Source organism: Acinetobacter sp. TW_SC_4 (assembly GCF_054861205.1).
Genome location: NZ_CM142174.1, coordinates 2,227,118 through 2,249,410, shown reverse-complemented (window position 1 = coordinate 2,249,410; position 22,293 = coordinate 2,227,118). Strand labels below are relative to the sequence as shown.

At 42.0% G+C, this 22,293-nt stretch carries 19 protein-coding genes; 12 read left to right on the top strand and 7 right to left on the bottom strand.

Translation table 11 applies throughout. The features are described from left to right. Positions 1-2 precede the first annotated feature (2 nt). A complete protein-coding gene (locus ACWM1W_RS10935; RefSeq protein ID WP_395521755.1) occupies positions 3-1,484 on the bottom strand; it encodes a TolC family protein in 1,482 nt (493 codons plus the stop codon). A 358-nt stretch (positions 1,485-1,842) separates the two neighbouring features. On the opposite strand from ACWM1W_RS10935, the gene serC reads away from it, so the two are divergent. After that, complete coding sequence (serC, locus tag ACWM1W_RS10930) at positions 1,843-2,925, top strand: 3-phosphoserine/phosphohydroxythreonine transaminase (protein ID WP_175967955.1); 1,083 nt, start codon at positions 1,843-1,845, stop codon at positions 2,923-2,925. A gap of 57 nt (positions 2,926-2,982) precedes the next feature. Here serC and ACWM1W_RS10925 read toward each other — a convergent pair whose 3' ends face one another. Together ACWM1W_RS10925 and ACWM1W_RS10920 are read right to left on the bottom strand one after the other, a co-directional pair. Next, positions 2,983-3,123 carry a hypothetical protein gene (locus tag ACWM1W_RS10925; protein ID WP_004784652.1) on the bottom strand — a complete coding sequence of 47 codons (141 nt, stop codon included), beginning with the start codon at positions 3,121-3,123 and terminating at the stop codon, positions 2,983-2,985. A gap of 401 nt (positions 3,124-3,524) precedes the next feature. Beyond that, positions 3,525-4,457, bottom strand: coding sequence for a hypothetical protein (locus ACWM1W_RS10920; protein WP_004784650.1), 933 nt, complete (start codon positions 4,455-4,457; stop codon positions 3,525-3,527). A gap of 249 nt (positions 4,458-4,706) precedes the next feature. Between ACWM1W_RS10920 and ACWM1W_RS10915 the strand changes: the two genes are divergently transcribed. Both ACWM1W_RS10915 and ACWM1W_RS10910 read left to right on the top strand, forming a co-directional pair. Beyond that, positions 4,707-5,192 carry a YaiI/YqxD family protein gene (locus ACWM1W_RS10915; RefSeq protein WP_005236716.1) on the top strand — a complete coding sequence of 162 codons (486 nt, stop codon included), beginning with the start codon at positions 4,707-4,709 and terminating at the stop codon, positions 5,190-5,192. 15 nt (positions 5,193-5,207) lie between these two features. After that, the gene (locus ACWM1W_RS10910; RefSeq protein WP_004784646.1) at positions 5,208-6,101 is read left to right on the top strand and encodes a DMT family transporter; all 894 of its coding nucleotides are present in this window, start codon (positions 5,208-5,210) and stop codon (positions 6,099-6,101) included. Positions 6,102-6,121: 20 nt separating this feature from the next. Here the strand turns inward: ACWM1W_RS10910 and ACWM1W_RS10905 are convergent, their stop codons facing one another. Continuing rightward, on the bottom strand, positions 6,122-6,685 hold the full coding sequence (locus ACWM1W_RS10905) for a PilZ domain-containing protein (protein ID WP_034170944.1): 564 nt from the start codon (positions 6,683-6,685) through the stop codon (positions 6,122-6,124). A 26-nt stretch (positions 6,686-6,711) separates the two neighbouring features. Between ACWM1W_RS10905 and ACWM1W_RS10900 the strand changes: the two genes are divergently transcribed. From ACWM1W_RS10900 to ACWM1W_RS10890, 3 genes are all read left to right on the top strand, one after another. Continuing rightward, the gene (locus ACWM1W_RS10900) at positions 6,712-7,947 is read left to right on the top strand and encodes a lipoprotein-releasing ABC transporter permease subunit (RefSeq protein WP_034170943.1); all 1,236 of its coding nucleotides are present in this window, start codon (positions 6,712-6,714) and stop codon (positions 7,945-7,947) included. Beyond that, positions 7,940-8,623 carry a lipoprotein-releasing ABC transporter ATP-binding protein LolD gene (lolD, locus tag ACWM1W_RS10895; protein ID WP_034170942.1) on the top strand — a complete coding sequence of 228 codons (684 nt, stop codon included), beginning with the start codon at positions 7,940-7,942 and terminating at the stop codon, positions 8,621-8,623. The genes ACWM1W_RS10900 and lolD overlap by 8 nt, the downstream gene beginning before the upstream one ends. An 84-nt stretch (positions 8,624-8,707) precedes the next feature. After that, entirely contained in the window at positions 8,708-11,164 is a 2,457-nt protein-coding gene (locus ACWM1W_RS10890) for a DNA internalization-related competence protein ComEC/Rec2 (RefSeq protein ID WP_448765289.1), read from the top strand. On the opposite strand, the gene ACWM1W_RS10885 is transcribed toward ACWM1W_RS10890, so the two are convergent. Then, a complete protein-coding gene (locus ACWM1W_RS10885) occupies positions 11,157-12,131 on the bottom strand; it encodes a lysophospholipid acyltransferase family protein (RefSeq protein WP_214002031.1) in 975 nt (324 codons plus the stop codon). The two genes, ACWM1W_RS10890 and ACWM1W_RS10885, sit on opposite strands and share 8 nt — an antisense overlap. Positions 12,132-12,258: 127 nt before the next feature. Here ACWM1W_RS10885 and sppA point away from each other — a divergent pair, with 127 nt between their 5' ends. Both sppA and ACWM1W_RS10875 read left to right on the top strand, forming a co-directional pair. Beyond that, positions 12,259-13,281 (top strand): signal peptide peptidase SppA, encoded by a 1,023-nt coding sequence (sppA, locus tag ACWM1W_RS10880; protein WP_034702824.1) that lies wholly within the window; start codon positions 12,259-12,261, stop codon positions 13,279-13,281. Further along, entirely contained in the window at positions 13,278-14,081 is an 804-nt protein-coding gene (locus ACWM1W_RS10875; RefSeq protein ID WP_034702822.1) for an alpha/beta fold hydrolase, read from the top strand. The genes sppA and ACWM1W_RS10875 overlap by 4 nt, the downstream gene beginning before the upstream one ends. 63 nt (positions 14,082-14,144) lie before the next feature. On the opposite strand, the gene purN is transcribed toward ACWM1W_RS10875, so the two are convergent. Continuing rightward, positions 14,145-14,774, bottom strand: a complete 630-nt coding sequence (gene purN, locus ACWM1W_RS10870) for a phosphoribosylglycinamide formyltransferase (RefSeq protein ID WP_034702820.1) — start codon at positions 14,772-14,774, stop codon at positions 14,145-14,147. A gap of 6 nt (positions 14,775-14,780) precedes the next feature. Then, positions 14,781-15,851, bottom strand: coding sequence for a phosphoribosylformylglycinamidine cyclo-ligase (gene purM, locus ACWM1W_RS10865; RefSeq protein ID WP_034702818.1), 1,071 nt, complete (start codon positions 15,849-15,851; stop codon positions 14,781-14,783). 135 nt (positions 15,852-15,986) lie between these two features. Here purM and cxpE point away from each other — a divergent pair, with 135 nt between their 5' ends. The 4 genes from cxpE (at position 15,987) to ACWM1W_RS10845 (ending at position 22,269) form a co-directional block, all read left to right on the top strand. Further along, entirely contained in the window at positions 15,987-17,207 is a 1,221-nt protein-coding gene (gene cxpE / locus ACWM1W_RS10860) for a chloramphenicol efflux transporter CxpE (RefSeq protein WP_034702815.1), read from the top strand. 15 nt (positions 17,208-17,222) lie between these two features. Further along, positions 17,223-17,927, top strand: a complete 705-nt coding sequence (hda, locus tag ACWM1W_RS10855; protein ID WP_034702811.1) for a DnaA regulatory inactivator Hda — start codon at positions 17,223-17,225, stop codon at positions 17,925-17,927. A gap of 121 nt (positions 17,928-18,048) precedes the next feature. Continuing rightward, a complete protein-coding gene (gene rbtA, locus ACWM1W_RS10850; protein ID WP_448765288.1) occupies positions 18,049-19,848 on the top strand; it encodes a rhombotarget A in 1,800 nt (599 codons plus the stop codon). A gap of 9 nt (positions 19,849-19,857) precedes the next feature. Beyond that, positions 19,858-22,269, top strand: coding sequence for a CSLREA domain-containing protein (locus ACWM1W_RS10845; protein WP_448765287.1), 2,412 nt, complete (start codon positions 19,858-19,860; stop codon positions 22,267-22,269). The last annotated feature ends 24 nt before the right edge of the window (positions 22,270-22,293 follow it).

Genomic DNA, 22,293 nt, shown 5'->3' with positions numbered 1-22,293 from the left:
CATTAACGAATATAGTGGGTGTTGGCATGTTGCATATAGTTTGGAAATTCAACAATTGAGTCATGGCTCTGTAATAAGGTCGCAAGAGACATCACATATTTATAAGCATTTAATGCCATTTCTGCCTTTAAACTGCTGAGCATGTTTTGGGCATCGATGACCTGGGTGGCTGTCCCGACATCTTCCTTAAAGGATAATTCCTGAATACGCAGATTTTCCTGAGCTGCTTTCAGATTCTGCTGAAGCAGAGCATCACTTTGCTGGGCGCTGACTGCTTCACTAAATGATTTATAAATCAGGTTTTCAATCTCCTGCTGGGTACGCGCCGTCATGAGTTCAGCGGCATAGCGTTTTAGTTCAGCAGCCTGAATATTCTTGTTTTTATCAATACCTGAGAACAGGTTATAACGTGCTGCAACCCCTACAATCCAGTTTTGATGTTGATCCAGACTATATTCACCAAACGCAAAAACATTTGGCCTTTTAGCGGCTTGCTGGGCTTTGACATTGGCTTTGGCCAGCTCGGTATCCATCTGCATTTTTTTGATCAGTGGGGAGTTCTGGCTAAAACTGCTGAGCAGAATATTCACATTTTGTGGTTCAGCACGATTCACAAACAAAGGTGTGCTTAGCTCGGTGATATTGCTATCCAGCAACAGGTTATTTAGCTGAAATAGGGCAGCATTCAGATTGGCTTGGGCATTTTGTTGTGCGCGTTCAGCATTATTGCGTGCTACTTCAAACTGCATGCGCTGGCCTTTGCTAATAAAACCCTGCTGTTCCAGTTTTAGGGCATTACGATAATGTTGTTGCATGGCATTTGAATTAAAAAGTGCCGAATCCAGTAACTGTTTTTGTAGTTGAACATTGAAGTAGGACTGAATCAGTTCAAAACGCTGCGTGTCCTGTTGCTGCTGATTGCTAAGTTTACTACGTCCTGACTGAATATTGGCAATTTCTTTGGCACTACGGGTGAGGCCTCCGGTATATAGTGGCATCATCACGGAAACAGTGGGACGAATTACCTGATCTTCAAGGACGACATTAGACGTATCCGGAATCAGACCTACTCCGCTATGAATAGTATTGTTGAGTCCCTCCCGCAGTGGATCGGTAATACCTGCGGTTAGATCCACACCATTACTGGCTTCCCACTCATTAAGCCGGCCATTTACACCTTGAGAGAGTGAATTTTCCAGATTATTTTTAAACTGCTTTAATGGAATATCGACTTCACTATGAAAGGCATAGGCACGAACATTCAGGTCAACACGAGGTAGGCCAATACCTTTAACCGCTTCTGCTTCAAGTTTTGACGCTTGCTCCAGACTTTGAAAAGCCTGGCTACTATAGGAACGTTGCAACAATTGTTGTTCTGCATCCTGAAAGCTGATGCTTTGTGCATAAGCAAAACTGCCATACATCATGGATGCAAGCACAGTCAGACCCCAGCAGACACATTGTTTATTTTTCTTCATATTCATAAAGTGGTAATGTAAAAGTCACATTAATTCAGTCTAAGCTGCATTATAAATCAAGTGCTTGCAGTGCAGGGATGGGTTAAGTTGTAGTATTGTTGTAATTCGAAGCGATTTACTTCTCCAGTTTCAAGTTGATAGTTCTAAGCATTGAATGAGACTGAATATTTTTACCTACGCAATTTCTCATAAATGAAATCACAAGGTTAGGGTAAAAAATCAAAGGTATTCAAATTATCCTCCGAATCTAGATTGGTTTTTTGACTCTATCTTCATTCTTGGATAGAAATAATTTTGTGCAAGCGGCGTCCAGATATGGTTAAATGCCATCATTTTATTGTGTTTCACTCTGAAAGGAAAAATCATGCGCGCGTACAACTTCTGTGCTGGTCCTGCTGCATTACCTACTGCCGTACTTAAAAAGGCTCAAGCTGAAATGCTTGACTGGCAGGGCAAAGGTCTTTCGATCATGGAAATGAGCCACCGTAGTGCAGACTATGTTGCAGTTGCGGAAAAGGCAGAAGCAGACCTTCGCAAGCTCATGAATATTCCTGAGAACTATAAAGTACTGTTCTTGCAGGGTGGCGCATCTTTGCAATTCTCGGCAATTCCATTGAACCTGCTGGGTAAAAACAACAAAGCTGACTATATCCGTACCGGTATCTGGTCTGAAAAAGCATTGAAAGAAGCTAAACGCTATGGCGACATCAATGTGGTTGAAGCAGGCATTAAAACTGAAGATGGTAAATTGGCGATTGCTGATCAAAGCACCTGGAATCTTTCTGATGATGCCGCTTATGTGCATTATGCAGATAATGAAACCATTGGCGGTCTGCAATTTGCCCATGTGCCAGAAACTGATAAGCCACTCGTATGTGATTTCTCTTCAAGCATTTTGTCTGCACCGATTGATGTTTCTAAATTCGGTCTGATCTATGCCGGTGCACAAAAGAATATTGGCCCTGCAGGTTTGACACTGGTTATTATCCGTGAAGATCTGCTTGATCAGGCAAAACCTGAAATTCCAAGCATCCTGAAATATGCAGATCAAGCGAAAAACGGTTCGATGGTCAACACACCATCAACTTACGCGTGGTATTTATCTGGTTTGGTATTCGAATGGTTACTGGAACAGGGCGGTGTAGAAGCGATTCACAAAGTGAACCTGCAAAAAGCTGAATTGCTCTATGGCTATATCGATTCTAGCGACTTCTATGCAAATCCGATTGCCAAAGAAAACCGTTCAATCATGAATGTTCCATTTACTCTGGCAAATCCTGAACTTGAAAAACAGTTCCTGCAAGAAGCAAAAGAAAACCATTTACTTAACCTTGCCGGCCACCGTTCAGTAGGTGGTATGCGTGCCAGCATTTACAATGCCGTACCGTTAGAAGGTGTACAGGCATTGGTAAACTTCATGGATGACTTTGCTAAACGCAATGCTTAATCCTTGAGAATTAAAAAACCCGGCAATTGGCCGGGTTTTTTTATCATTTAATTCGGGTTAAAAAACAAAGTTATGTAAGATATAGCCGCAAATGAGCATACCCAATACGAAAAATAGGCATGACATCATATCAAGCTGATAACGCGAGCCAAGATGATGCTCAACCTGCTGTAAATTTTCTTCTTGAACGATTTTCATAGATATTTATTATCCGATCTATTTATCGTAAATGATTATTTGTTGATCGTATTTTTACCATAAAAAATTGATTAAATAAAGTACATTCTTAACTAAACTTCATAAAGTATTAATTTTATTTAAATAACTGGCCTCAATATATTCAGAAAAATAGGACTATTATATTAAGTCATTATTTTTATGATGTTTTTAATATGATTATTCAGTTTAAGATAACATTGAAAATGAATTTGTTTGAATTTAAATCTGTGGATAAATCTATTTTTAATGAATTCGAAATCCATTAATTCTGATTTTAATTATGGATAAAAAATAATCAGAATTGAGAGAATATCGCAGTAAAATAAATAAAAAACAGGAGGCTCATATAAAAATATGAGCCTCCGATCTGGATATTCAGCTTAAGCTGCTTTTCGATAGATATTGGCCTGAATCCACAGATTGCCCCGAATATATTGACCAATCTGGAAATCTTTATGCTTGTCATTGCGGGTGGCTACACGGATCAAGGTAGCCGGCTGGCCTTCATCATGAATCAGGGTGACATCATACAGCGTGTAGTCCTGATCCATAAACTGCATTGAAGTTTTACCGACAATATTGCCCTGAAACCAAGCTTCATCTTCCTGACCCATGGTCTCACCATACAGATAAGCGACCATTTTGGAGAAATCAACTGTTACCGGTTCTTTGTCTTCTTCAGACTTTGGCTCCCAGGCATCAATCTGTTCCTGTAAGTTATCTGGTGCAACACCATTATTTTCCGCAAGAATTGCATTCAGGGCACGGTGATGTTTGATAGAGGCAGGATCATCCACGACTAAATGTTCATGATCAGTCACCACTTCCAGTTCATAAGCCCAGGCATTTAAGTTGACGATATAAGACTGGTCTTTTTCATAATGCGACCGGTTGACGCTGTACAGCGTATCAAAGGCATAGATGATATTGTTGGCACCCAGATTGAGACGCAACACAGCTTGGGTATCGGATTTACAAGAAATAATCCGGTCAATCGTGGCTTTTACCTGGTAAGGACTGTCAAAGCCTGGAAATGCGGTTTTCACAGCCTGTGGCTTGTTATTTTCTACGGCAATCACTTGGCTTAATTGTACCGCAGCTTTGCTCGGTCCCTGAATCAGCCAGGTGGTTTCATCCATATCGCATTCTTGTGTACACAAGCCCATCGGCATTACAGGTGCATCAAGGGCTTTGCCTAACCATTGGGGAACATCTGTGCCTGGGTTTTCAGTAAGTAAGGTCCAATGTTCGACATGACTACCGAAATTCTGATCATCAATAGTGATGATCTCTGGGCTATTCTGTTTTTTCATATGCACAATTGATCTTGGATGACTTATTTATAGTTAATCGAGGGTCATTGCGATTTTTCAAGTCAATCGAATGAATTTAAAAATTAAAATGCAAATCATGTGAAGTCAAATATTTTTCTAGTTGTGAGTGGCCGACTCATTTAATACGGCTGAGTTGAGTATTTAAAGACCAGGATATTCAGAGAAAGAGCAGTTTTAAGCATCAACCTGCATCCTCTGATTTGCTACACTAGTCCAAATTTCTCCCTTATGGAAAGCTGTGTGTTGCCATTCAAACTTTGGGTCGATGCAGATGCATTACCTCGTATTCTGAAAGATGTGATTATTCGTGCCTCCGATCGTTATCAGCTTGAAGTCACTTTTGTGGCTAATCAACCGGTAGGAATTACCCCGTCGATTCGCATCAATTCTATTCAGGTCATGAGCGGGGCAGATGCGGCAGATCAGGAAATTATCGATCGTATGAAAGAGCATGACATTGTGGTGACGCAGGATATTCCTTTGGCTGCTCAAGTCATCGAGAAAGGCGGTATAGCGATTCACCCGCGTGGTGAAATCTATACAGTGGCCAATGTCAAAGCACGTCTGCATTTACGTGATTTTATGGATACCTTGCGTGGTGCTGGTGTACAAACCGGGGGTCCACCGCCGATTTCTGAACGTGATAAGCGTGAGTTTTCCAGCTCTCTAGATCAAACCATTCAAAAACAGAAACGTAAAACTGCGATTAAATAAAAAACGAGATCAAGTATGCCCCCAAAAAGTAACCTGATGTTGACCTATGCCTTGCTGGTTTTCATCTGGTCCACCACACCGCTCGCGATTGTCTGGAGTGTGGAAGATTTGCATCCGATGTGGGCATTGGCGATCCGGTTTTTTCTAGCACTTCCTTTAGCCTTAGTATTACTGTGGTTATTTAAAACCAGATTACCGCTTGATCGTGTTTCCCTACATAGTTACTTGGCGGGTGCATGCAGTTTTATCGGCTCGCAAATTTTTACTTACTGGTCTACGGATTATTTAAGTTCTGGCATCATTGCCTTAATGTTCGGCTTGGCACCCCTCATTTCAGGCCTGATTGGGCGTTTTGTTTTTCAGATGCAGCTTTCGCTGAATCAATGGCTGGGGATGGGAATTGCTTTAACCGGACTTTCGGTGATCTGTCTAGGCGATGCAGATCAGCATATACAGCCAATTGGAATCGTGATCGCTCTGGTTGGGGTATTAGTTTATTGCGTATCCATGTTCTGGGTGAAGAAAATCAATGCACCTATTGATCCTATGGCACAGGCGGCCGGTTCGATTGGTTTGTCAGTCGTTTTCTCTATCGGTATGTTGCCATTTATCTGGCAATACGCACCCACTGCTATGCCACATGCCAAGTCCTTATTTGGTCTGGTGTATGCGGTAATTATGGCTTCGCTGATTGCGATGTTTTGTTATTTCAAGCTGGTACAGAAAATTAAGCCAACCACCTTATCTTTAACTACAGTCCTGACACCGATGCTGGCCTTGCTGGTAGGCGTATTATTGAATAATGAGAAATTGCCGCTCATTGCTTTGGTGGGTGTAGTAATTTTATTGTTCGGCTTAGTGGTATATTTCGCTAAAGAAATTAAGGCGAGCTATAAAGCCCGCCTTTAATAAAAAGATAGATGCCAGTCTTAAGCAAAGCTGGCTTTCACACATTCGCCCAGTTTGACGCGATCCTGAGGGTGCAGGGTAATGAAATAAGCACCCGTACGATATTTTCCGTTTTCTTCTGCACGACTGTAGGCCACCTGAGCGGTTGCCGCGATGTGGAAGAAGTTTTCCGGGTGACTTAAAGTCACATGCAGATAGGTTCCTTCACTAATCGGCTGATCGCTAAAGAAGCTAAAACCAGTCTCTGAAAAGTTCACATGTTCCGGTACAGGTAACATGCTTTGTACAATTGCGTCATACAAAGAACCGGTAATAAGGTTTAATTTTTGGTTGAATAAGGATAAGATTCGAGTAATTTGTTGATCTTTTTCAGATAATTGTTCTAATTCGTAGTTAACTGCATGATCAAATTGATCTAGCTCTGCAAGTAGTAGAAAATAGCGGGGCAATACGAAATTAGCATCGTAAGGGTCATTCAAGGCAACATCATCGGAAATAATCTGATAATTGATTCGTAAAGCAGCATCGATTCGAGACATGACTCGTCTTTCAGTGGATCCGTTTGGATGCTGTACATTTTCCATAATTTATTACCTCGGACTAGATGGTTATGTTCAAACCAATCTCGCTGTATATAGGGTTGAAATATACTCGCGCACGGCGTAGTAACCACTTCATTTCTTTTATCGCATTGGTCTCAATGATCGGTCTCACGCTCGGTGTAGCAGTCCTCATTACAGTTTTGTCTGTCATGAATGGTTTTGACCGAGAGTTGAAAAATCGCGTCTTGGGGATGGTTCCTCAAGCCACTGTTTCTTCGACGCAAATTCTAACAAATTGGCCTGAACTTGCAAAGCAGATTGAGCGGCATGAACACGTTCAAGGTGTGGCTCCGTTTACCCAGTTACAAGGGATGCTCACGGCTCAAGGGCAAGTTGCCGGAATTATGGTCAGCGGGATTGAACCAAAGTATGAGAAGAAAGTTTCGATCATCCAGAACCATATGGTCGAGGGTAGTATTGATAACCTGAAAAAAGGTGAATTTGGGATTGTTTTAGGCAAGCAAATGGCAGATGCCATGGGCGTAGGCTTGAATGATAACATTACCTTGGTTCTGCCTGAAGCGACGCCTTCACCAGCGGGTGTCGTACCCCGTTTTAAACGCTTTAAAGTGGTCGGGATCTTCAGCATTGGTGCAGAAGTTGATTCGATGATGGGCTATATTGCTCTGAATGATGCTTCAACCTTGTTACGTCTGCCAGATGGTGCACAAGGCGTACGTATGAAGCTGGATGACATTTTTGCTGCTCCTCAGGTTTCTCAGGAAATTGTGCGTGATTTACCGGGTAACTTCTATGCCTCTGACTGGACTTATACTCACGGTAATTTGTTCAGTGCAATCCAGATGGAAAAAGCGATGGTGAGCTTATTATTATTCCTGATTGTTCTGGTCGCAGCATTTAATATCGTGTCTTCACTGGTGATGGTGGTCACAGATAAAAAATCGGATATCGCAATTTTACGTACTTTGGGTGCTTCACCTGCCACGATTACCCGAATCTTTATGGTTCAAGGTACTGTGATTGGCGTGATCGGTACCTGTGCGGGCGCCATCCTCGGGATTATTGCCGCCACTAGCATCAGTAGTTTTATTGGCTGGTTAAACAATTCACTTGGCCTGAATATGTTTGATGCTTACTTCATCAACTACCTACCTTCTTATCTGCGCTGGCAGGATGTGGTCGTGATTGTAGGTCTGTCACTTGCTTTAAGTTTCTTAGCCACTATTTATCCAGCATTCCGTGCTGCTAAAATTCAACCGGCGGAGGCATTGCGTTATGAGTAATCTGGTTCTAGATGCCCAAAATATCGAGAAATCTTTTACAGATGGAAAATCTACGGTTGATGTGATCAAAGGGATTTCATTACAGGTAAAGGCCGGGGAATTTGTTTCTATTGTCGGTTCAAGTGGTTCCGGTAAAAGTACCTTATTGCATATTCTCGGAGGATTGGATCGTCCTTCTGCCGGACAGGTGATGGTCAATGGTCGCCGTTTTGACAATTTATCTGAAGCAGACCGTGGCTATGTCCGTAATGAAAATTTGGGCTTTGTATATCAATTCCACCATTTATTGCCAGAGTTTACTGCGCTAGAAAATGTCGCGATGCCATTGATGCTGCGTAAAAACGTCAAGTTTAAAGAAGCGAAACAGCAGGCAGAATACTTGCTGGAACGTGTTGGGTTAACCCATCGTTTAACCCATCAACCCGGTGAACTCTCCGGTGGTGAGCGTCAGCGTGTAGCGCTTGCACGTGCTGTAGTCACCAAGCCGAAGTTAATGATGGCAGATGAGCCAACAGGTAACTTGGACCGTAAAACAGCCGATAAAATCTTTGAGTTGCTGACGGAATTACGTAGCGAATTCAATATGGCCATGTTAATTGTGACCCATGATGAACAATTGGCACATTCGGCAGACCGGATTCTACATATGCGTGATGGTCTATGGATGAATGACTAATTGCAGGAATAATCCTCTTTAATTGAAGCTCACCTCGGTGGGCTTTATTATTGCCTGTACATAATAATAAAAAAGAAAATTTTCATGTTGCAATGGCTGTGTCTGGGCTGGATTTTAGGCCTGGCTTGTATGGGAAAATCTTTTCTGAGTATTGAGTTGAATTCAATCTCAGTGATATTTCTTGCTGTGCTCTGTTATTTCTGTAGTTCTAAGTTTAATGCGCTTCTAAAAAATTCCTTACATAAAGGAGTGCTGGTTGGCACTTGGATTCTAATCGGGATATTTCTGGGACATGGTTATGCCAATCAACAGCTCAGCCAACGGCTATTAAATGTCGAGCATGAAGTACAGCAAAAAGACATTATCGTTTATGTCAAACGCTTGAATAAACTCGGTGATCAATCTATACAGCAGCCTTTGGAAGTATTAAACCATGATGGACGCACGGTAACCTGGATGGGTTTTCTATCTGTAAAACCTCCGAATACTTCACAACTATCAGCGAATCATGAAAATTTAAATACGCTTGAACTGGGTCAGTATTACCGGCTGCAAGGTCAGGTACGTCCTAATCACAGTTATGCAACGCCCGGTGCTTTTGATGCTGAAAAATGGGCACTGCAACAGAATGTGATGGCCGGTTTCCGGATCAAGCAGATAGAGCAACTTGATTCAGCTACTGTTTCTACACTGGGGCATAGTCAGTATATTCGAGAGCAAAGAGCTTTAACTCAGCAATTTCTACTTTGGGTAGAACAAAAACGGCTGCAATTAAGAGAGTTCATAGCAAAGCAACCTGTACAAAATATAGGTCTGCTTCTGGCTTTGCTCACCGGAGATGAAAGCCTTTTAAATCCTGCAACTGAGCAGCAATTTCGACGTATGGGGATGAGTCACTTGCTCGCGATTTCTGGCCCACATGTGCTGATCTTTGCCCTGATGGTCTGCTCCGTACTTCGATTATTCATTGCTCGAAGTATGCCTCAGCTTTATCTAAGATGGCCACGCCAGTATTTTCTGGCTTTGCCGTTTCTGTTTTGTGTGGTGCTGTACTGTGCCTTTGTGGGTTTTGAAATCCCGGCAATCCGCACTCTGCTGATCTGTATGATTGGCGTTTTTCTCATGCTGCTCCGACAAAATCTGCAGGCTTTAAAACTTCTGATTCTGAGCGCTGCCTTACTGTTATTCATTGATCCCTTTAGTATCTTGTCCGCGGCTTTCTGGCTGTCCTATGGGGCCTGTTTTGTATTGCTCAGAATTTATCAGACCATTCAACAGCGACCATCCGAGCAAAATCAGACAGCAATACAAAAACTGTATTTTGCAGCTAAAGTGCTGGTGGAATCACAGTGGAAAATCTTTCTCGCTTTATTTCCTTTAATGATGCTGTTTTTTAAGCAGATTGCTTGGATCACGCCGTTCAGCAATCTGGTCGCAATCCCTTGGATCGGTCTGCTGATTGTACCGATCGATATTCTGGCAGCGATGATATTTTTTATCGCTGAACCGGTGTCAAGCATGCTATTTCAGCTTAATGATCTGTTGCTGAATATCCTGTTGGGATTCTTAAACCTGCTAGATCACTGGTTTAAACCGCAGTTAATTCCAGTTGCGATGAATCTCTGGATGATTGGACTATCTATCCTGTCTTTGCTGATTTTATTCTTACCACATGGAGTATTGCCAAAATCCTGGATGGCTGTGGCGGTAGTACCAATTTGTATTCCTCAATTCTATCATCCACCATTTCAGCTTTCGGTGCTGGACGTTGGGCAAGGGCAGGCGATATTCCTCCGTCATGGAGCCTATAACATGATGATCGATATGGGCGGTTATTATGATGAGGAAAAATTTAGTATTGGAAAGCAGGTAATCATGCCATTTCTGTCGGTACAGGGTGTTTCTCAACTGGATCAACTGATTTTAACGCATCTGGATCAGGACCATAGTGGTGCTTATCACAGCATTAAAGACCAGCTCAAGATTCAGAATATCTATGCCAATGAAGTGACCGAAACTGCAGCCTCTTCAAACTTTCAATTATGTTATCAGGGACAGCAGTGGCAATGGCAGAATGATCTGCAGATTAAGGTCATTGCACCAAAACTAGAACAATTAAATGCCACTAATTTCAATAAAAATGACCTGTCTTGCGTGGTGTATTTGCAGCTCAAAAATGTCTGGCCGTATCAGAATTTTCTGCTGATGGGAGATGCAGGTTGGCAGACTGAATATCAGTTACTCAAAGATTATCCTGATTTAAAAGTGGATGTCTTGGTCTTAGGCCATCATGGCAGTCAGCACAGTTCAGCTTATCAATTCTTGCAGCATTATCGTCCTAAACTGGCGATTGCGTCTGCAGGAAGATTTAACCGTTACGGGCATCCAAGTCAGTTGACCCAGCAGCGGCTCAAAGAATTGGAAATTCCTTTATTGACTACAGCAGAGCATGGCAGCCTGCATTTCTCTCAGCAAGGAACTCAAATCATTCTAGAAACTGAAAGAAGTCGCTGGAAGTGGTTACAAAAAAAATCTAAATGACTGATTCTAAAGATGGTTCAATAGGAGCCGGGTTAGAAGTTCTTAACTGGTTCACTTTGGACAAAGCTTGGTCATGATCAAGTTTATAAATATTTCCCAAATCTTCGTGAGCTCTAAAGCGTTTATAGCTCCAGTGATAATGTTCAGGATGACGCTGAATCAGGTTTTCAATCGTGTTGATGATGATACCTGTACCCTGATTGACATCTCCCTGATAAATTTTTTCATCTATGGCCTCGATATGAATATCAAAGCCAGCATCCTCATTACGCAGGGCATAAAGGAACAGGGCACGAGCTTTAGTTTTCTGGATTAGCTTGGCGCTCAGATTACTGGTAGCTAGAGGAACACCAAAGTAAGGAATATATTCACCGCCAACGTTGGGTGTATGATCCGGCAGAATGACAGTAGTGCCACCTTGCTTCAATGCCCTGAAAATCTGTCGTACACCAGACTCATCTGTCGGCACCAGATTGGCCTGTTCGCGGCTACGAGCTGCACGTACAAACTGATCCGCTGCCTGATTTTTTACAGGCTTATACATGATGGTCATTGAAGTGAATTGTGCAATATAGGCATTCATGATTTCCCAAGTGCCAAAGTGCGGCACAATCAATACCAGACCTTTATTTTGTGCCAAGGCATCATGCAGTAAATCTTCGCCTATAACTTTATGCACTCTCTCAATATTTTTCTGATTAGTAGAGCCCCAAATACTAAAAAATTCAAAATAAGACATCAGTTCATTGCGAATCGCAGCACGGGTAATCCGTTCTCTTTCCTGTGTCGACAGTTCAGACAAACTGATCTCAAGGTTCAGGCGAATTACATCAGAAGTTTTAGAAACTTTAAAAATATTAATGATTAAGGCAAGAATACGCGCAATCCATCGGGAAACTGAAAGCGGTTGGCGGCTAATATATTTGAGTAAACCGTAAGCTGAATTCTTTGAGCTGCGTTCAGTCATTGAGTTGTAATATTGATAAAATAAAAAAGAATAGCATTTATTATAGGCGAAAACGGTTTCTTTAGACAGAATTACCCTTTTCGGTGTATATAATGGGTTCAATATAAATTAATTTATTGGATTATTTATGTCCGATTGGCCACCAAAACCTGAAAATCAAATACAAAATACGCAACAACCAGTTCAACCGACTGGCCCAGAATGGAAACTGCTGGAAAAAGCAGTTTTAGCTTCAGTAGAAGAGCAACGACGGGCACGTCGCTGGGGGATCTTCTTTAAATTTCTAACCTTTGCTTATCTGCTGGTTATCATTCTTGCGCTGGGTAAAGGCTGTAGCATGAGTGCTTCTGATCCGAGTGCAGGCGCAGGTGCACACATTGCTGTGGTTGATATTATTGGTACGATTGCCGCAGACAAGCAAAGCGTAAACAGTAGCAATACCATCAAATCACTCAAAAAAGCCTTTGAAAACAAGCAAAGTAAGGCTGTTGTTTTAAATATTAATTCACCGGGTGGTTCACCAGTCCAGTCAGATGAAATCTGGCAGGAAATCCAGTATCTGAAAAAACAGCATCCTGAGAAAAAACTCTATGCCGTGATTGGTGATACCGGGGCTTCTGGTGCTTACTATATTGCATCTGCTGCAGATGAAATCATTGTCAATCCATCGAGTCTGGTCGGTTCAATCGGTGTGATCATGCCGAACTATGGTGTGAATAACCTGCTGCAAAAACTTGGAGTTGAAGACCGCACCATGACTTCAGGTGAAAATAAAGCTTTGCTGTCAATGACACAGCCAGTTGATCCTGTGCAAAAAGCGCATGTACAAGGTGTGCTGGATAATGTGCATGATCACTTTATTAATGCTGTAAAGCAGGGGCGTGGAGCAAAATTGAAATCGACTGATCCTGCTATTTTCTCAGGTCTGTTCTGGACTGGTGAACAGGCGGTAAAATTGGGTATTGCAGACCGTATTGGCAGTTTAAATACTTTGAAACGTGAACTAAAAACTGAAAAAGCACTTAATTACACCATTGAATATAGTCCATTTGAGTCAGTACTAGGTCGTATGGGTTCATCGATTGGTGAAGGAATTGCAACTTCAGTGGCACAGAAACTTCAGTCAGAAAATAAAACGACATTACAATGAAACCATTGATTCATTTTGCGCACGCCAATGGCGTGCCATCTAAAGTCTATCAAAAGCTGTTTGAAGGACTGCAAGATGATTACGATATTATCTATGTGCCGCTATTAGGGCCTGATAAGCGTTATCCAATTGATAATCATTGGAAAAGTCTGACTCAGCAGGTGATTGACAGTATCGTGCGCCAGTCTCATGGACGTCCAGTGATTGGTTTGGGGCATTCATTAGGTTCAGTCCTGAGCTTTCAGGCCTCCTTACAGCGTCCGGAACTTTTTTCGCAAATGATTATGCTTGATCCACCGATGATCATGGGCAAAGAAGCCTTGGCGTTGTATATTGCAAAAACTTTCCGCTTAAAAGCACTGGACCAGATGTCACCTGCAGGTTTGTCGAAACGCCGTCGTGATCATTGGGAGTCTCGGGAACAGGCAGCTGAACTGTTACGTCCAAAAGGCTTTTATCAGGATTTTGATGCAGATTGCTTCCAGGCTTATATTGACTATGCCTTAAAGGATGATCCGGTTCGAGGTGGAGTTGAACTCACCATTCCTAAAATGGATGAAGTAAATATCTTTAGAACTAATCCATCGCTATGGTGGTTACCTCAGGCAAAACCAAAAGTACCAGTGCATCTGGTGGTTGCCAAGAAAGGTCCATTTTTGGCGCGCAGATTTCCGCAGCAAGTGCAAAAGAAATTTGGCATTCCATTTACAGTGGTAGATGGTGGGCATATGTTCCCATTAGAGCAGCCTGAGCAAGTCGCAAGTCTGGTCAAACAACTGATTCAGCAACAGTCTGCTTAAAGTTCATCTCATCTAAAGAAATAAAAAAACGCATCCGAGGATGCGTTTTTTATATTTGGACTTTTAGAATTTGCAGAATTGAACGGGTTCCTGCATTTTTGCATTACGGTACAACACACCTTGTTCAGTATGCTGAATTGTCCCATTACAGATCCATTCTACCACTTGTGGGTAAATCAGATGTTCCAGTACATGTACACGCTGAGCTAAAGTGTAAGTCGTATCTTGATGCGATATTTTTAACACACCCTGTGCTAAGGCTTGCCCAGCATCCAGTTCGGGAGTGACATAATGCACTGTACAACCATGCAGAACATCACCGGTATTCAGGACGCGCTGATGGGTATGCATGCCTTTGTAATATGGCAAAAGGGAAGGGTGAATATTCAGCATTTTTCCTTCCCAGGCTTTCACAAATTTTTCACTTAAAATTCGCATAAAGCCCGCAAGTACCACTAGATCAACATCCCAGTCCAGAAGCTGCTGATGCATGACATCATCAAAAGCTTCCCGGCTTGGATACTGCTTATGTTCAATGACTGCAGTCGGAATTCCTGCTTTATGAGCGCGCTCTAAAGCAAATGCTTCAGGCTTGTTGGAAAGCACCCCGACAATTTCTCCTGACAGATTGGCATCAATGAGGGCTTGCAGGTTCGATCCACTGCCTGAAACAAGTACAGCAATTTTAATCATGCGAAATTACGCGAAGATCACACGGATTTTTTCGTCAGCGCCTTCTACAGACTCGGCATTATCTGCAATGTGACCCATTGCCCATGCTTTCTCGCCCAAACCGTTGAGTAACTCTACAGTTTTGTCTGCTTCTGCTGCATCAACAACAAGAACCATACCTACGCCACAGTTAAAGGTACGATACATTTCGAACTGCTCTACACCGCCTTCACGTTGAAGAAGTTTGAACAGCTCAGGCCACTCCCAAGAAGATTCATTTACGACTGCTTGAGCACCGTTTGGTAATACGCGAGGCAGGTTGCCTGGTAAACCGCCACCAGTGATGTGTGCCATTGCATGTACGTCAACCTGTTTTAGCAGTTCAAGAATCGATTTCACATAAATGCGTGTTGGCTCCATTGCAACGTCAGCAAGTGGACGACCATCAACGATTTGATTCAGGTCAACATTTTTAACTTCAAGAATTTTACGAAGCAAAGAATAACCGTTTGAATGTGCACCCGAAGATGCAACACCAATAAGTACATCACCCGCTTTTACTTTAGAGCCATCAATAATTTTGCTTTGCTCAACTACACCGACACAGAAGCCTGCAAGATCGTAATCTTCACCTTCATACATGCCTGGCATTTCAGCAGTTTCACCACCAACCAGTGCACAGCCTGCAAGTTCACAGCCAGCACCGATTCCTGTTACGACATTTGCAGCCACGTCCACATTTAGGTGACCAGTCGCATAATAGTCCAGGAAGAAGAGTGGTTCAGCACCACAAACGAGAAGGTCGTTCACACACATTGCAACCAGATCTTGACCAATGGTGTCATGACGGTTCAAATTCAGTGCCAGACGTAATTTTGTACCAACACCATCTGTGCCTGATACGAGAACAGGTTCTTCATAACCTTTAGGGATTTTACAAAGGGCGCCGAAACCGCCTAATCCGCCCATTACTTCAGGACGTTTAGTACGCTTAGCGACGGACTTGATTCGGTCGACTAACGCGTCTCCCGCTTCAATATCGACACCTGCATCTTTGTAGCTTAAAGCAGTGTTTGGGGTAGAAGTTGAGTTGCTCATAATGAAGTCTCCGCATTCGCGCGGGGGATTATAACCTGAATATGCAAAACTCTTATGGTATTTATGCCCTAAAATGCTATCTTTATTAAAATATTTTACTTTTTATAAAGATTAATAGAGAGAAGGCGAAACTTTATGGTAGATCGCACATTGCGTCGCGTGTTTATCCTAGCTGGGATAGCTTTGTTGTTGTGGATTCTATATTTACTAAAACCCGTTGTAATTCCATTTGTTGCAGCGTTTTTAATGGCTTATCTGTTCAGCCCGCTGGTAGATAAACTGCACGATATCGGTCTGCCACGTTGGCTCTCTATTAGTATCGTTTTTACTGGAATCGGGATCGTTATGATTCTGGCGATCTGGTATCTGGTGCCGCTGATCTGGCAGCAGCTGATTTATGCGCGTGACAATATACCTGCGGTCATTAGCTGGATTAATTCAACCTTTTTGCCGTGGCTGTCGAATACTTTCAATGTCGTTGAAATGGAAATTGATACCACACAGATTTCTGATGTGGTCATGGACTATGTGCAAACCAATTATAGTGCCGACAGCATTCAGGCCTTCCTGCTACGCCTTGCACAATCTGGAATTAACTTTCTGCAGATTGGCGGTACGATTGTCCTGATTCCAATTATTGCATTCTATTTCCTGCTGGATTGGGATCGTATGCTGGAAAGCTTACGTCGCCTGATTCCACGTCCTTATGAACAAAGTACATTAAGAATCGTCGGTGAATGTCACAGTGTACTTGGGGCCTTTGTGAAAGGACAATTTCTGGTGATGATTCTGCTGGGGATCGTTTATGCGATTGGTTTGCAATTGATTGGTCTTGAAGTTGGTCTGATTATTGGCATGGTGGCAGGTCTGGCCAGTATTATTCCTTATCTGGGATTTGCGGTCGGGATTATTGCAGCTGTCATTGCGACCTTTCTGCAATTCGGGATTGACTGGTGGCAACTGGTTCTGGTGGGTGTCGTATTTATGGTCGGCCAGGCAGTAGAAGGCTATGTATTACAGCCATTCCTGCTCGGCGATAAAATAGGTTTATCTCCAGTTGCTGTGGTTTTTGCGGTATTGGCGGGCGCACAATTGGCTGGCTTCCTGGGAATGCTGATTGCTCTACCAGTTGCAGCGGTAATTGTGGTTCTGCTGAGACATGCACGTGAATATTATGAATGCACATCATTTTATGGAAATCAGGCAGTCGTCATGAATGATCCGGCTACAGGTTCCATAAGCGTAGAAACTTCAGACTTAGATGTTGATATTGAAATGAAAAAGTCAGAAGCAAAACCACTGCAAGAGGAAGAGAAATCAAGTAAGATGGATGTACCTCTTCATAAAGACTCATAAGGCCATCAGAATCATATGCGTCAATTGCAGCTAGATATAGAACCTCAACTCGATGCTCGAATTAGTGATTTTTCGGGCCCGGGATGGGGTCATGTAATTGACGCAGTCCGACAGCTGCATGCAGGCCTAATCAGCCGCTTTTATGTGTACGGCGGAGCTGGAACAGGGAAAAGTCACTTACTCTCTGCCATTTGTGATTCTTATCTGGAAATCGGCAAGACCGCTATACAGGTGTCTTTGCTGGAACTTCTGGATGCACCTACTGAAGCCATTACTTCGCTGGACCGGTTTGACCTGATCGCACTGGATGATATTGAAGCCATTAGCGGGGTTGCGCATTGGCAACGCGCCGTTTTTCACTTGATTAATTATAATGATGAAGGCGGTGGTCAGCTGGTATTTTCTTCCCGTTTTGCGCCTATTGAATTAAAACTTGAATTGCCTGATTTGCAGTCCCGACTCACGCAGGCAGTCAGTGTTCGTGTCCCAAATGGCAGTCTTTATGCTGACCGATTTGCCTTGGTATCCTCGGTATTGGACCGACGTGGTATTCATCTTGATCCACAGATTTTTGATTATTTGCTGCATCACGGACCACATCAAACTTCCGTACTTTTGCAAACATTAGAACAGATTATTCAATTACTTAAAGGCGAAAAGCTGAAAGTCAGCAATGCTAACCTGCGGCAGATTTATGCATTAATTGATGAATATCGTTAAATTATAAAACATCTTGAGTAATTACTCAGTCTATGCGAAAGTAAGGCAAAATAATTCGCTGTTGCAAGGAAGATGCAACTTTAGAAGAAAAAGAAAGAAATAAAAAATTAAGGAGAAGGGTATGCTCAAGAAGAGCATAGGCATGGCTTTGCTATGTATGGCGGGGCAGGCATATAGTGCAGAAATTATTGTAACTACCACAGAAGATATTGAAAAAGATGACAAGGAATGTTCACTTCGAGAAGCTGTTGAATATGTGAATCGTGGCCTGGCTAAAGAAGGTTATATGGGCTGTGGTGGCGAAAATGCTATTGGCACCATTATCTTAAAAGAAAAAACGACCTATGTACTGAATAAGCATATCCCGATCAAGAAATCAGTAACGATTAAATCTATCGCAGAAGTAGATGGTGAATTTAGTAGTACCGATAAGGTAATGGGGTTATATAACGCTCATATTCAAATGAAAGGGACAGATAATCTCTTCCGTATTAGCAATGATGAAGAGTTGATTCAAGTCAATTTAAAAGAACTCGACCTTGAAGGTTGTGGTAAAAGTAGCTGTGCCGAACAAGGTGGCCTAATTCATAATAAAGGAAAATTGATAATTGATTACAGCCGCTTATATAAGGGGGCTGCGAGTCAAGGTGGTGCCATTTATAATGTGGGGAAATTTGGCCAGAATCTGATTGCTTTTGTCGAAATAAAAACCAGCCTGATTGAAAATAATCAGGCGCAACAGGGTGGCATACTCTATAGCCAGCTTCCATACTTTCTGGTTTATCAAAGCGTTTTAAAGAATAACCAGACGCTGAATAATAATGCTACCAATATTTATACAGTGGGCCAAGTCGATAATCCTGCCGATATTCAATCCATTAATGCTGAAGTCCTAAGCAGTACCCTGTTAAAAAATAAGGGAGCACTGATCAATGTGATTGATGGGGTGGGAATCAATAACCTGACAATAGTGGATAATACGGGTACGGCACTACGTATGAATGCCCCAAATGGTAAAGCCTATGTGGCGAACAGTATTATTTTAAGAAATGGTGCGCAGGATTGTCAGATTGAAACTACGGATAAAAGTACGATTCACAATAATCTAGTGACAGCATCTTGTGGTACAGGTGATGCTGCGTATCCAAACCAGATCTGGACAGGTACTCGCTTGTTTGCAGAGGCTTCAGATCAAAGTGAAGGTGTCTGTCTAAATTTAAAACAAAATAATGATGCTATTCTATGTCCTTATAGCGTTCCTAAAGATCAGTTCTTGGGCTATCTACGTCCTCGTATCCTGTTGAATTATAATCAGGTCAGTGATTCACCGATTGTAAATAGAGGGACTAGCTACAATAGCAGCAATCCTTCAGTAAGCTGTGAGGCGGCAGACCAACGCGGTGTAGACCGTTTACTGGATAACTTATTTTGTGATCGTGGTGCGATTGAAATTACAGTTCCAACATCTACCAGTCTGGTTGGGCAGGATCTTCTAAAAGGAGAGACTGCAAAGTTTTCAATTGAATCTGCTTTAGGAGATAGTGATTTAATCCCTAAAGAACAATGCAATAATATTATTGGAGAGAATCCAAAGGGTGAGCCTTGGCAAGATGGCTGCTTACAGGTTATCCAAACCAAAACTGTTTCCAAGGGCAAAACAGTCATTGATATTGATGGGAATGTGGTTTATACCCCAGATTCACAATGGCATGGTGCTGACATTTTTGAAATTCAGGTAGTTACTTCATCTACACGATTTAATAAGTCCAAACCGTATCTGCTTTTAAGTACCCAGATTGTACAGGAACCTAAAAATGAAATGAAAGACAAGTCTGTGAAGACCTCTGGTGGGGCATGGGGGATCGCTGGCTTAATGGGCTTGATAGGGTTGATCGGCCTACGTCGCAGATTAAAAGATTAAGGAAAAATCATGAAAAATTATAAAAAAGGACTGCTTGCAGCCATGATTTTATCTGCCATGAGTTTAATGGCAGCCGAAGATAAAACCATATATGTCACTACATTTGCTGACGAGGATGGGGAAAATACCAGTGCCTGTTCCCTGCGTGAAGCCATTAAGACAGCCAAACTGGATAAATCCTATGGAGGGTGTAATGTTGGCCGTACATTGCGTAATGACGGTTCCGCTCCAGATGTCATTCAACTCGAAGCTGGGGAATACAAACTCAATAGTGAAATTATTGTTGAATCCCATGTCAATATTTTGGGAAAATCACCCTTCAATTATACTCAAAGAAGTCCTATTACCTTTTTATATCCAATACGTGAGGCTTTAACAACCACCATTTCAGGCCAAGGGAAAACCCGCTTATTTAATACGGTCGCTAGCCAAGCCAGCATGGTGGTAAATGGTATCATCCTCAAAGATGGTTATGCTGCAAAAACTAGTCTGGATAAAGGTAATGGTGGAACATTTTATGTCGCCGGTCCTCTAAGCCTCGTGAATAGTGAAATTGTAAATTCACGAGCGGCTGCAGAAGGGGGAGCAATTTATGCAGTGGCAATGAATAATGAAAAAATTATCAGGATTCAGGATTCCTTAATTCATCAGAATAAAGCAGCTACATATGGCAGTGTTTTGGCCATGGATTGTGTGGGGAATTTGGGCAGTACAGAGACCAAGCTAGAAATTAGTGCAAGCAGCATTGTCAAAAATGGTTCTACTGATACGGCCAGTATTCTGGACTTTTGTGGTTATGCTAAAGCTGATATTAGTAACTCTACAATTGCAAAAAATACGACCAGTGTCACAGGTCATATTTTCCGAATGGCCAATGAAATCAGCCGTCCATTAAGTTCTTTCTTCACTTTTAGTGCCATTAATAACACGATTGTCGAAAATACTGCTCGCTCTATCATCTTTTATGACAATACTGGTAATTCGAGTCTGGCTTATAACGTGTTGGCCTTTAACCAGGGCTTGTCTTGTGAATATGCCTTGAATGGTGGAAACCCAAGTAAAGAACAGGATGCAGATTTATTTACTGCTTATAATGCGATCCATACAAGTGGTTCCTCGCGCTGTGTGTTGCCTGAACTGGCTGAAAACAGTGTTTCAACGAATATTGATGTATCTACTAATAAGATCACAGATCTATTAACTGCTTATATCGAACCTTCTATAAACAACCGTTATTTAGGCATGTATTATCCAATTGATCGACAATCGAATACGGATCTGGTCAATATTGGTACAGAAAGTTGTGAAGAAACTGATCAGCGTGGAATTGAGCGGTTGACTAAGGCAACATTGTTATTTAATCCGGACGCAAAAAATTCCTGTGAAATTGGGTCGGTCGAAATCCGGCGCTTAACTGCAGCGGATATTTCTGGTCTAAAAAATAGTTCTTTAACTGAGTTGCTGGATTATTATCAGGATAATATTGATGATATTAATTCTATTCTGGCAGATAAGAATACAAAACCTGAAGAAATACAGGGCTTAAAGGAAGAGCTAAAAGAATATGAGGATCTTTTAAAATATACCAAGCAATACCAGAAATATCGTGCCATATACGTTAATCCATTTAGTTTGGTCATGCCTCAAGAAACTTTAAATACTACTCAAGTACAAGCTAAAGCATTAAATTCACAAAATTATGAAATTACAGTGCAATCTTTAGGTGTAGGGTCTTTATCTGGATTAGGCAGTTCATTAATTGTTCAAGGTGCGCCTAATGACCCAAATTTAAAATGTGAATGGAAGCCTGATTTAAACCGTATCATGATGTATCGTACTGATGGCAAAGTAACCAGTCTCTCGGATACGGAGTATTGCCGTTATACAATTAAAGACAAGCAGACAGGTGCCAGCAGTACAGGTATTTTGCAGGGCGCATTTGTAAATATTAAACCGATTGTAAAAAATGACGAATATAGAATTAGCGCAGAAAACAATCTGACCGTAACTGTGAATCCCTTAGAGAATGACAGTGATGATGGCGATGGTCCACGGATGAATGGCAAGGCTGCTTTCTATCGTGATAAAGATGGTCGTGAGATTCCAATTCGTATTGTCAAGCTTCCTGCTGGAGTAAGCCTTTCTGCAGAGCGAGAAGGACCATGCCCAGGGAATTTTGCAGGTGAAACCTGTTATGGTGGAAAATTGACCTTTAGTGTGAAAAATACTTTTAGTCAGTCAGATTATGATATGCAGTATCATGTTTTTGATGCAGATGAATTGATGTCAGATACAGCTAGAATTAACTTAAAAAATACGGCTAAAAATACCAATACATCATCAAGTGGTGGTGGTTCATTTGGAATTTGGGGAATGTTCGGATTATTAGGTCTGGCAGGATATCGCCGAGTTAGAAAATAATTGCAGTATGAAAAAAAGCCTCCA

What these genes read in the sequence shown, in the direction of transcription:
- ACWM1W_RS10890 (WP_448765289.1), top strand. Translation starts at nt 8,708, where the DNA reads ATGTTGCAATGGCTGTGTCTGGGCTGGATTTTAGGCCTGGCTTGTATG.
- ACWM1W_RS10915 (WP_005236716.1), top strand. Translation starts at nt 4,707, where the DNA reads ATGGAAAGCTGTGTGTTGCCATTCAAACTTTGGGTCGATGCAGATGCA.
- ACWM1W_RS10885 (WP_214002031.1), bottom strand. Translation starts at nt 12,131, where the DNA reads ATGACTGAACGCAGCTCAAAGAATTCAGCTTACGGTTTACTCAAATAT.
- ACWM1W_RS10910 (WP_004784646.1), top strand. Translation starts at nt 5,208, where the DNA reads ATGCCCCCAAAAAGTAACCTGATGTTGACCTATGCCTTGCTGGTTTTC.
- cxpE (WP_034702815.1), top strand. Translation starts at nt 15,987, where the DNA reads ATGGTAGATCGCACATTGCGTCGCGTGTTTATCCTAGCTGGGATAGCT.
- ACWM1W_RS10920 (WP_004784650.1), bottom strand. Translation starts at nt 4,457, where the DNA reads ATGAAAAAACAGAATAGCCCAGAGATCATCACTATTGATGATCAGAAT.
- hda (WP_034702811.1), top strand. Translation starts at nt 17,223, where the DNA reads ATGCGTCAATTGCAGCTAGATATAGAACCTCAACTCGATGCTCGAATT.
- purM (WP_034702818.1), bottom strand. Translation starts at nt 15,851, where the DNA reads ATGAGCAACTCAACTTCTACCCCAAACACTGCTTTAAGCTACAAAGAT.
- sppA (WP_034702824.1), top strand. Translation starts at nt 12,259, where the DNA reads ATGTCCGATTGGCCACCAAAACCTGAAAATCAAATACAAAATACGCAA.
- ACWM1W_RS10845 (WP_448765287.1), top strand. Translation starts at nt 19,858, where the DNA reads ATGAAAAATTATAAAAAAGGACTGCTTGCAGCCATGATTTTATCTGCC.
- ACWM1W_RS10900 (WP_034170943.1), top strand. Translation starts at nt 6,712, where the DNA reads ATGTTCAAACCAATCTCGCTGTATATAGGGTTGAAATATACTCGCGCA.
- ACWM1W_RS10925 (WP_004784652.1), bottom strand. Translation starts at nt 3,123, where the DNA reads ATGAAAATCGTTCAAGAAGAAAATTTACAGCAGGTTGAGCATCATCTT.
- ACWM1W_RS10935 (WP_395521755.1), bottom strand. Translation starts at nt 1,484, where the DNA reads ATGAATATGAAGAAAAATAAACAATGTGTCTGCTGGGGTCTGACTGTG.
- lolD (WP_034170942.1), top strand. Translation starts at nt 7,940, where the DNA reads ATGAGTAATCTGGTTCTAGATGCCCAAAATATCGAGAAATCTTTTACA.
- serC (WP_175967955.1), top strand. Translation starts at nt 1,843, where the DNA reads ATGCGCGCGTACAACTTCTGTGCTGGTCCTGCTGCATTACCTACTGCC.
- rbtA (WP_448765288.1), top strand. Translation starts at nt 18,049, where the DNA reads ATGCTCAAGAAGAGCATAGGCATGGCTTTGCTATGTATGGCGGGGCAG.
- ACWM1W_RS10875 (WP_034702822.1), top strand. Translation starts at nt 13,278, where the DNA reads ATGAAACCATTGATTCATTTTGCGCACGCCAATGGCGTGCCATCTAAA.
- purN (WP_034702820.1), bottom strand. Translation starts at nt 14,774, where the DNA reads ATGATTAAAATTGCTGTACTTGTTTCAGGCAGTGGATCGAACCTGCAA.
- ACWM1W_RS10905 (WP_034170944.1), bottom strand. Translation starts at nt 6,685, where the DNA reads ATGGAAAATGTACAGCATCCAAACGGATCCACTGAAAGACGAGTCATG.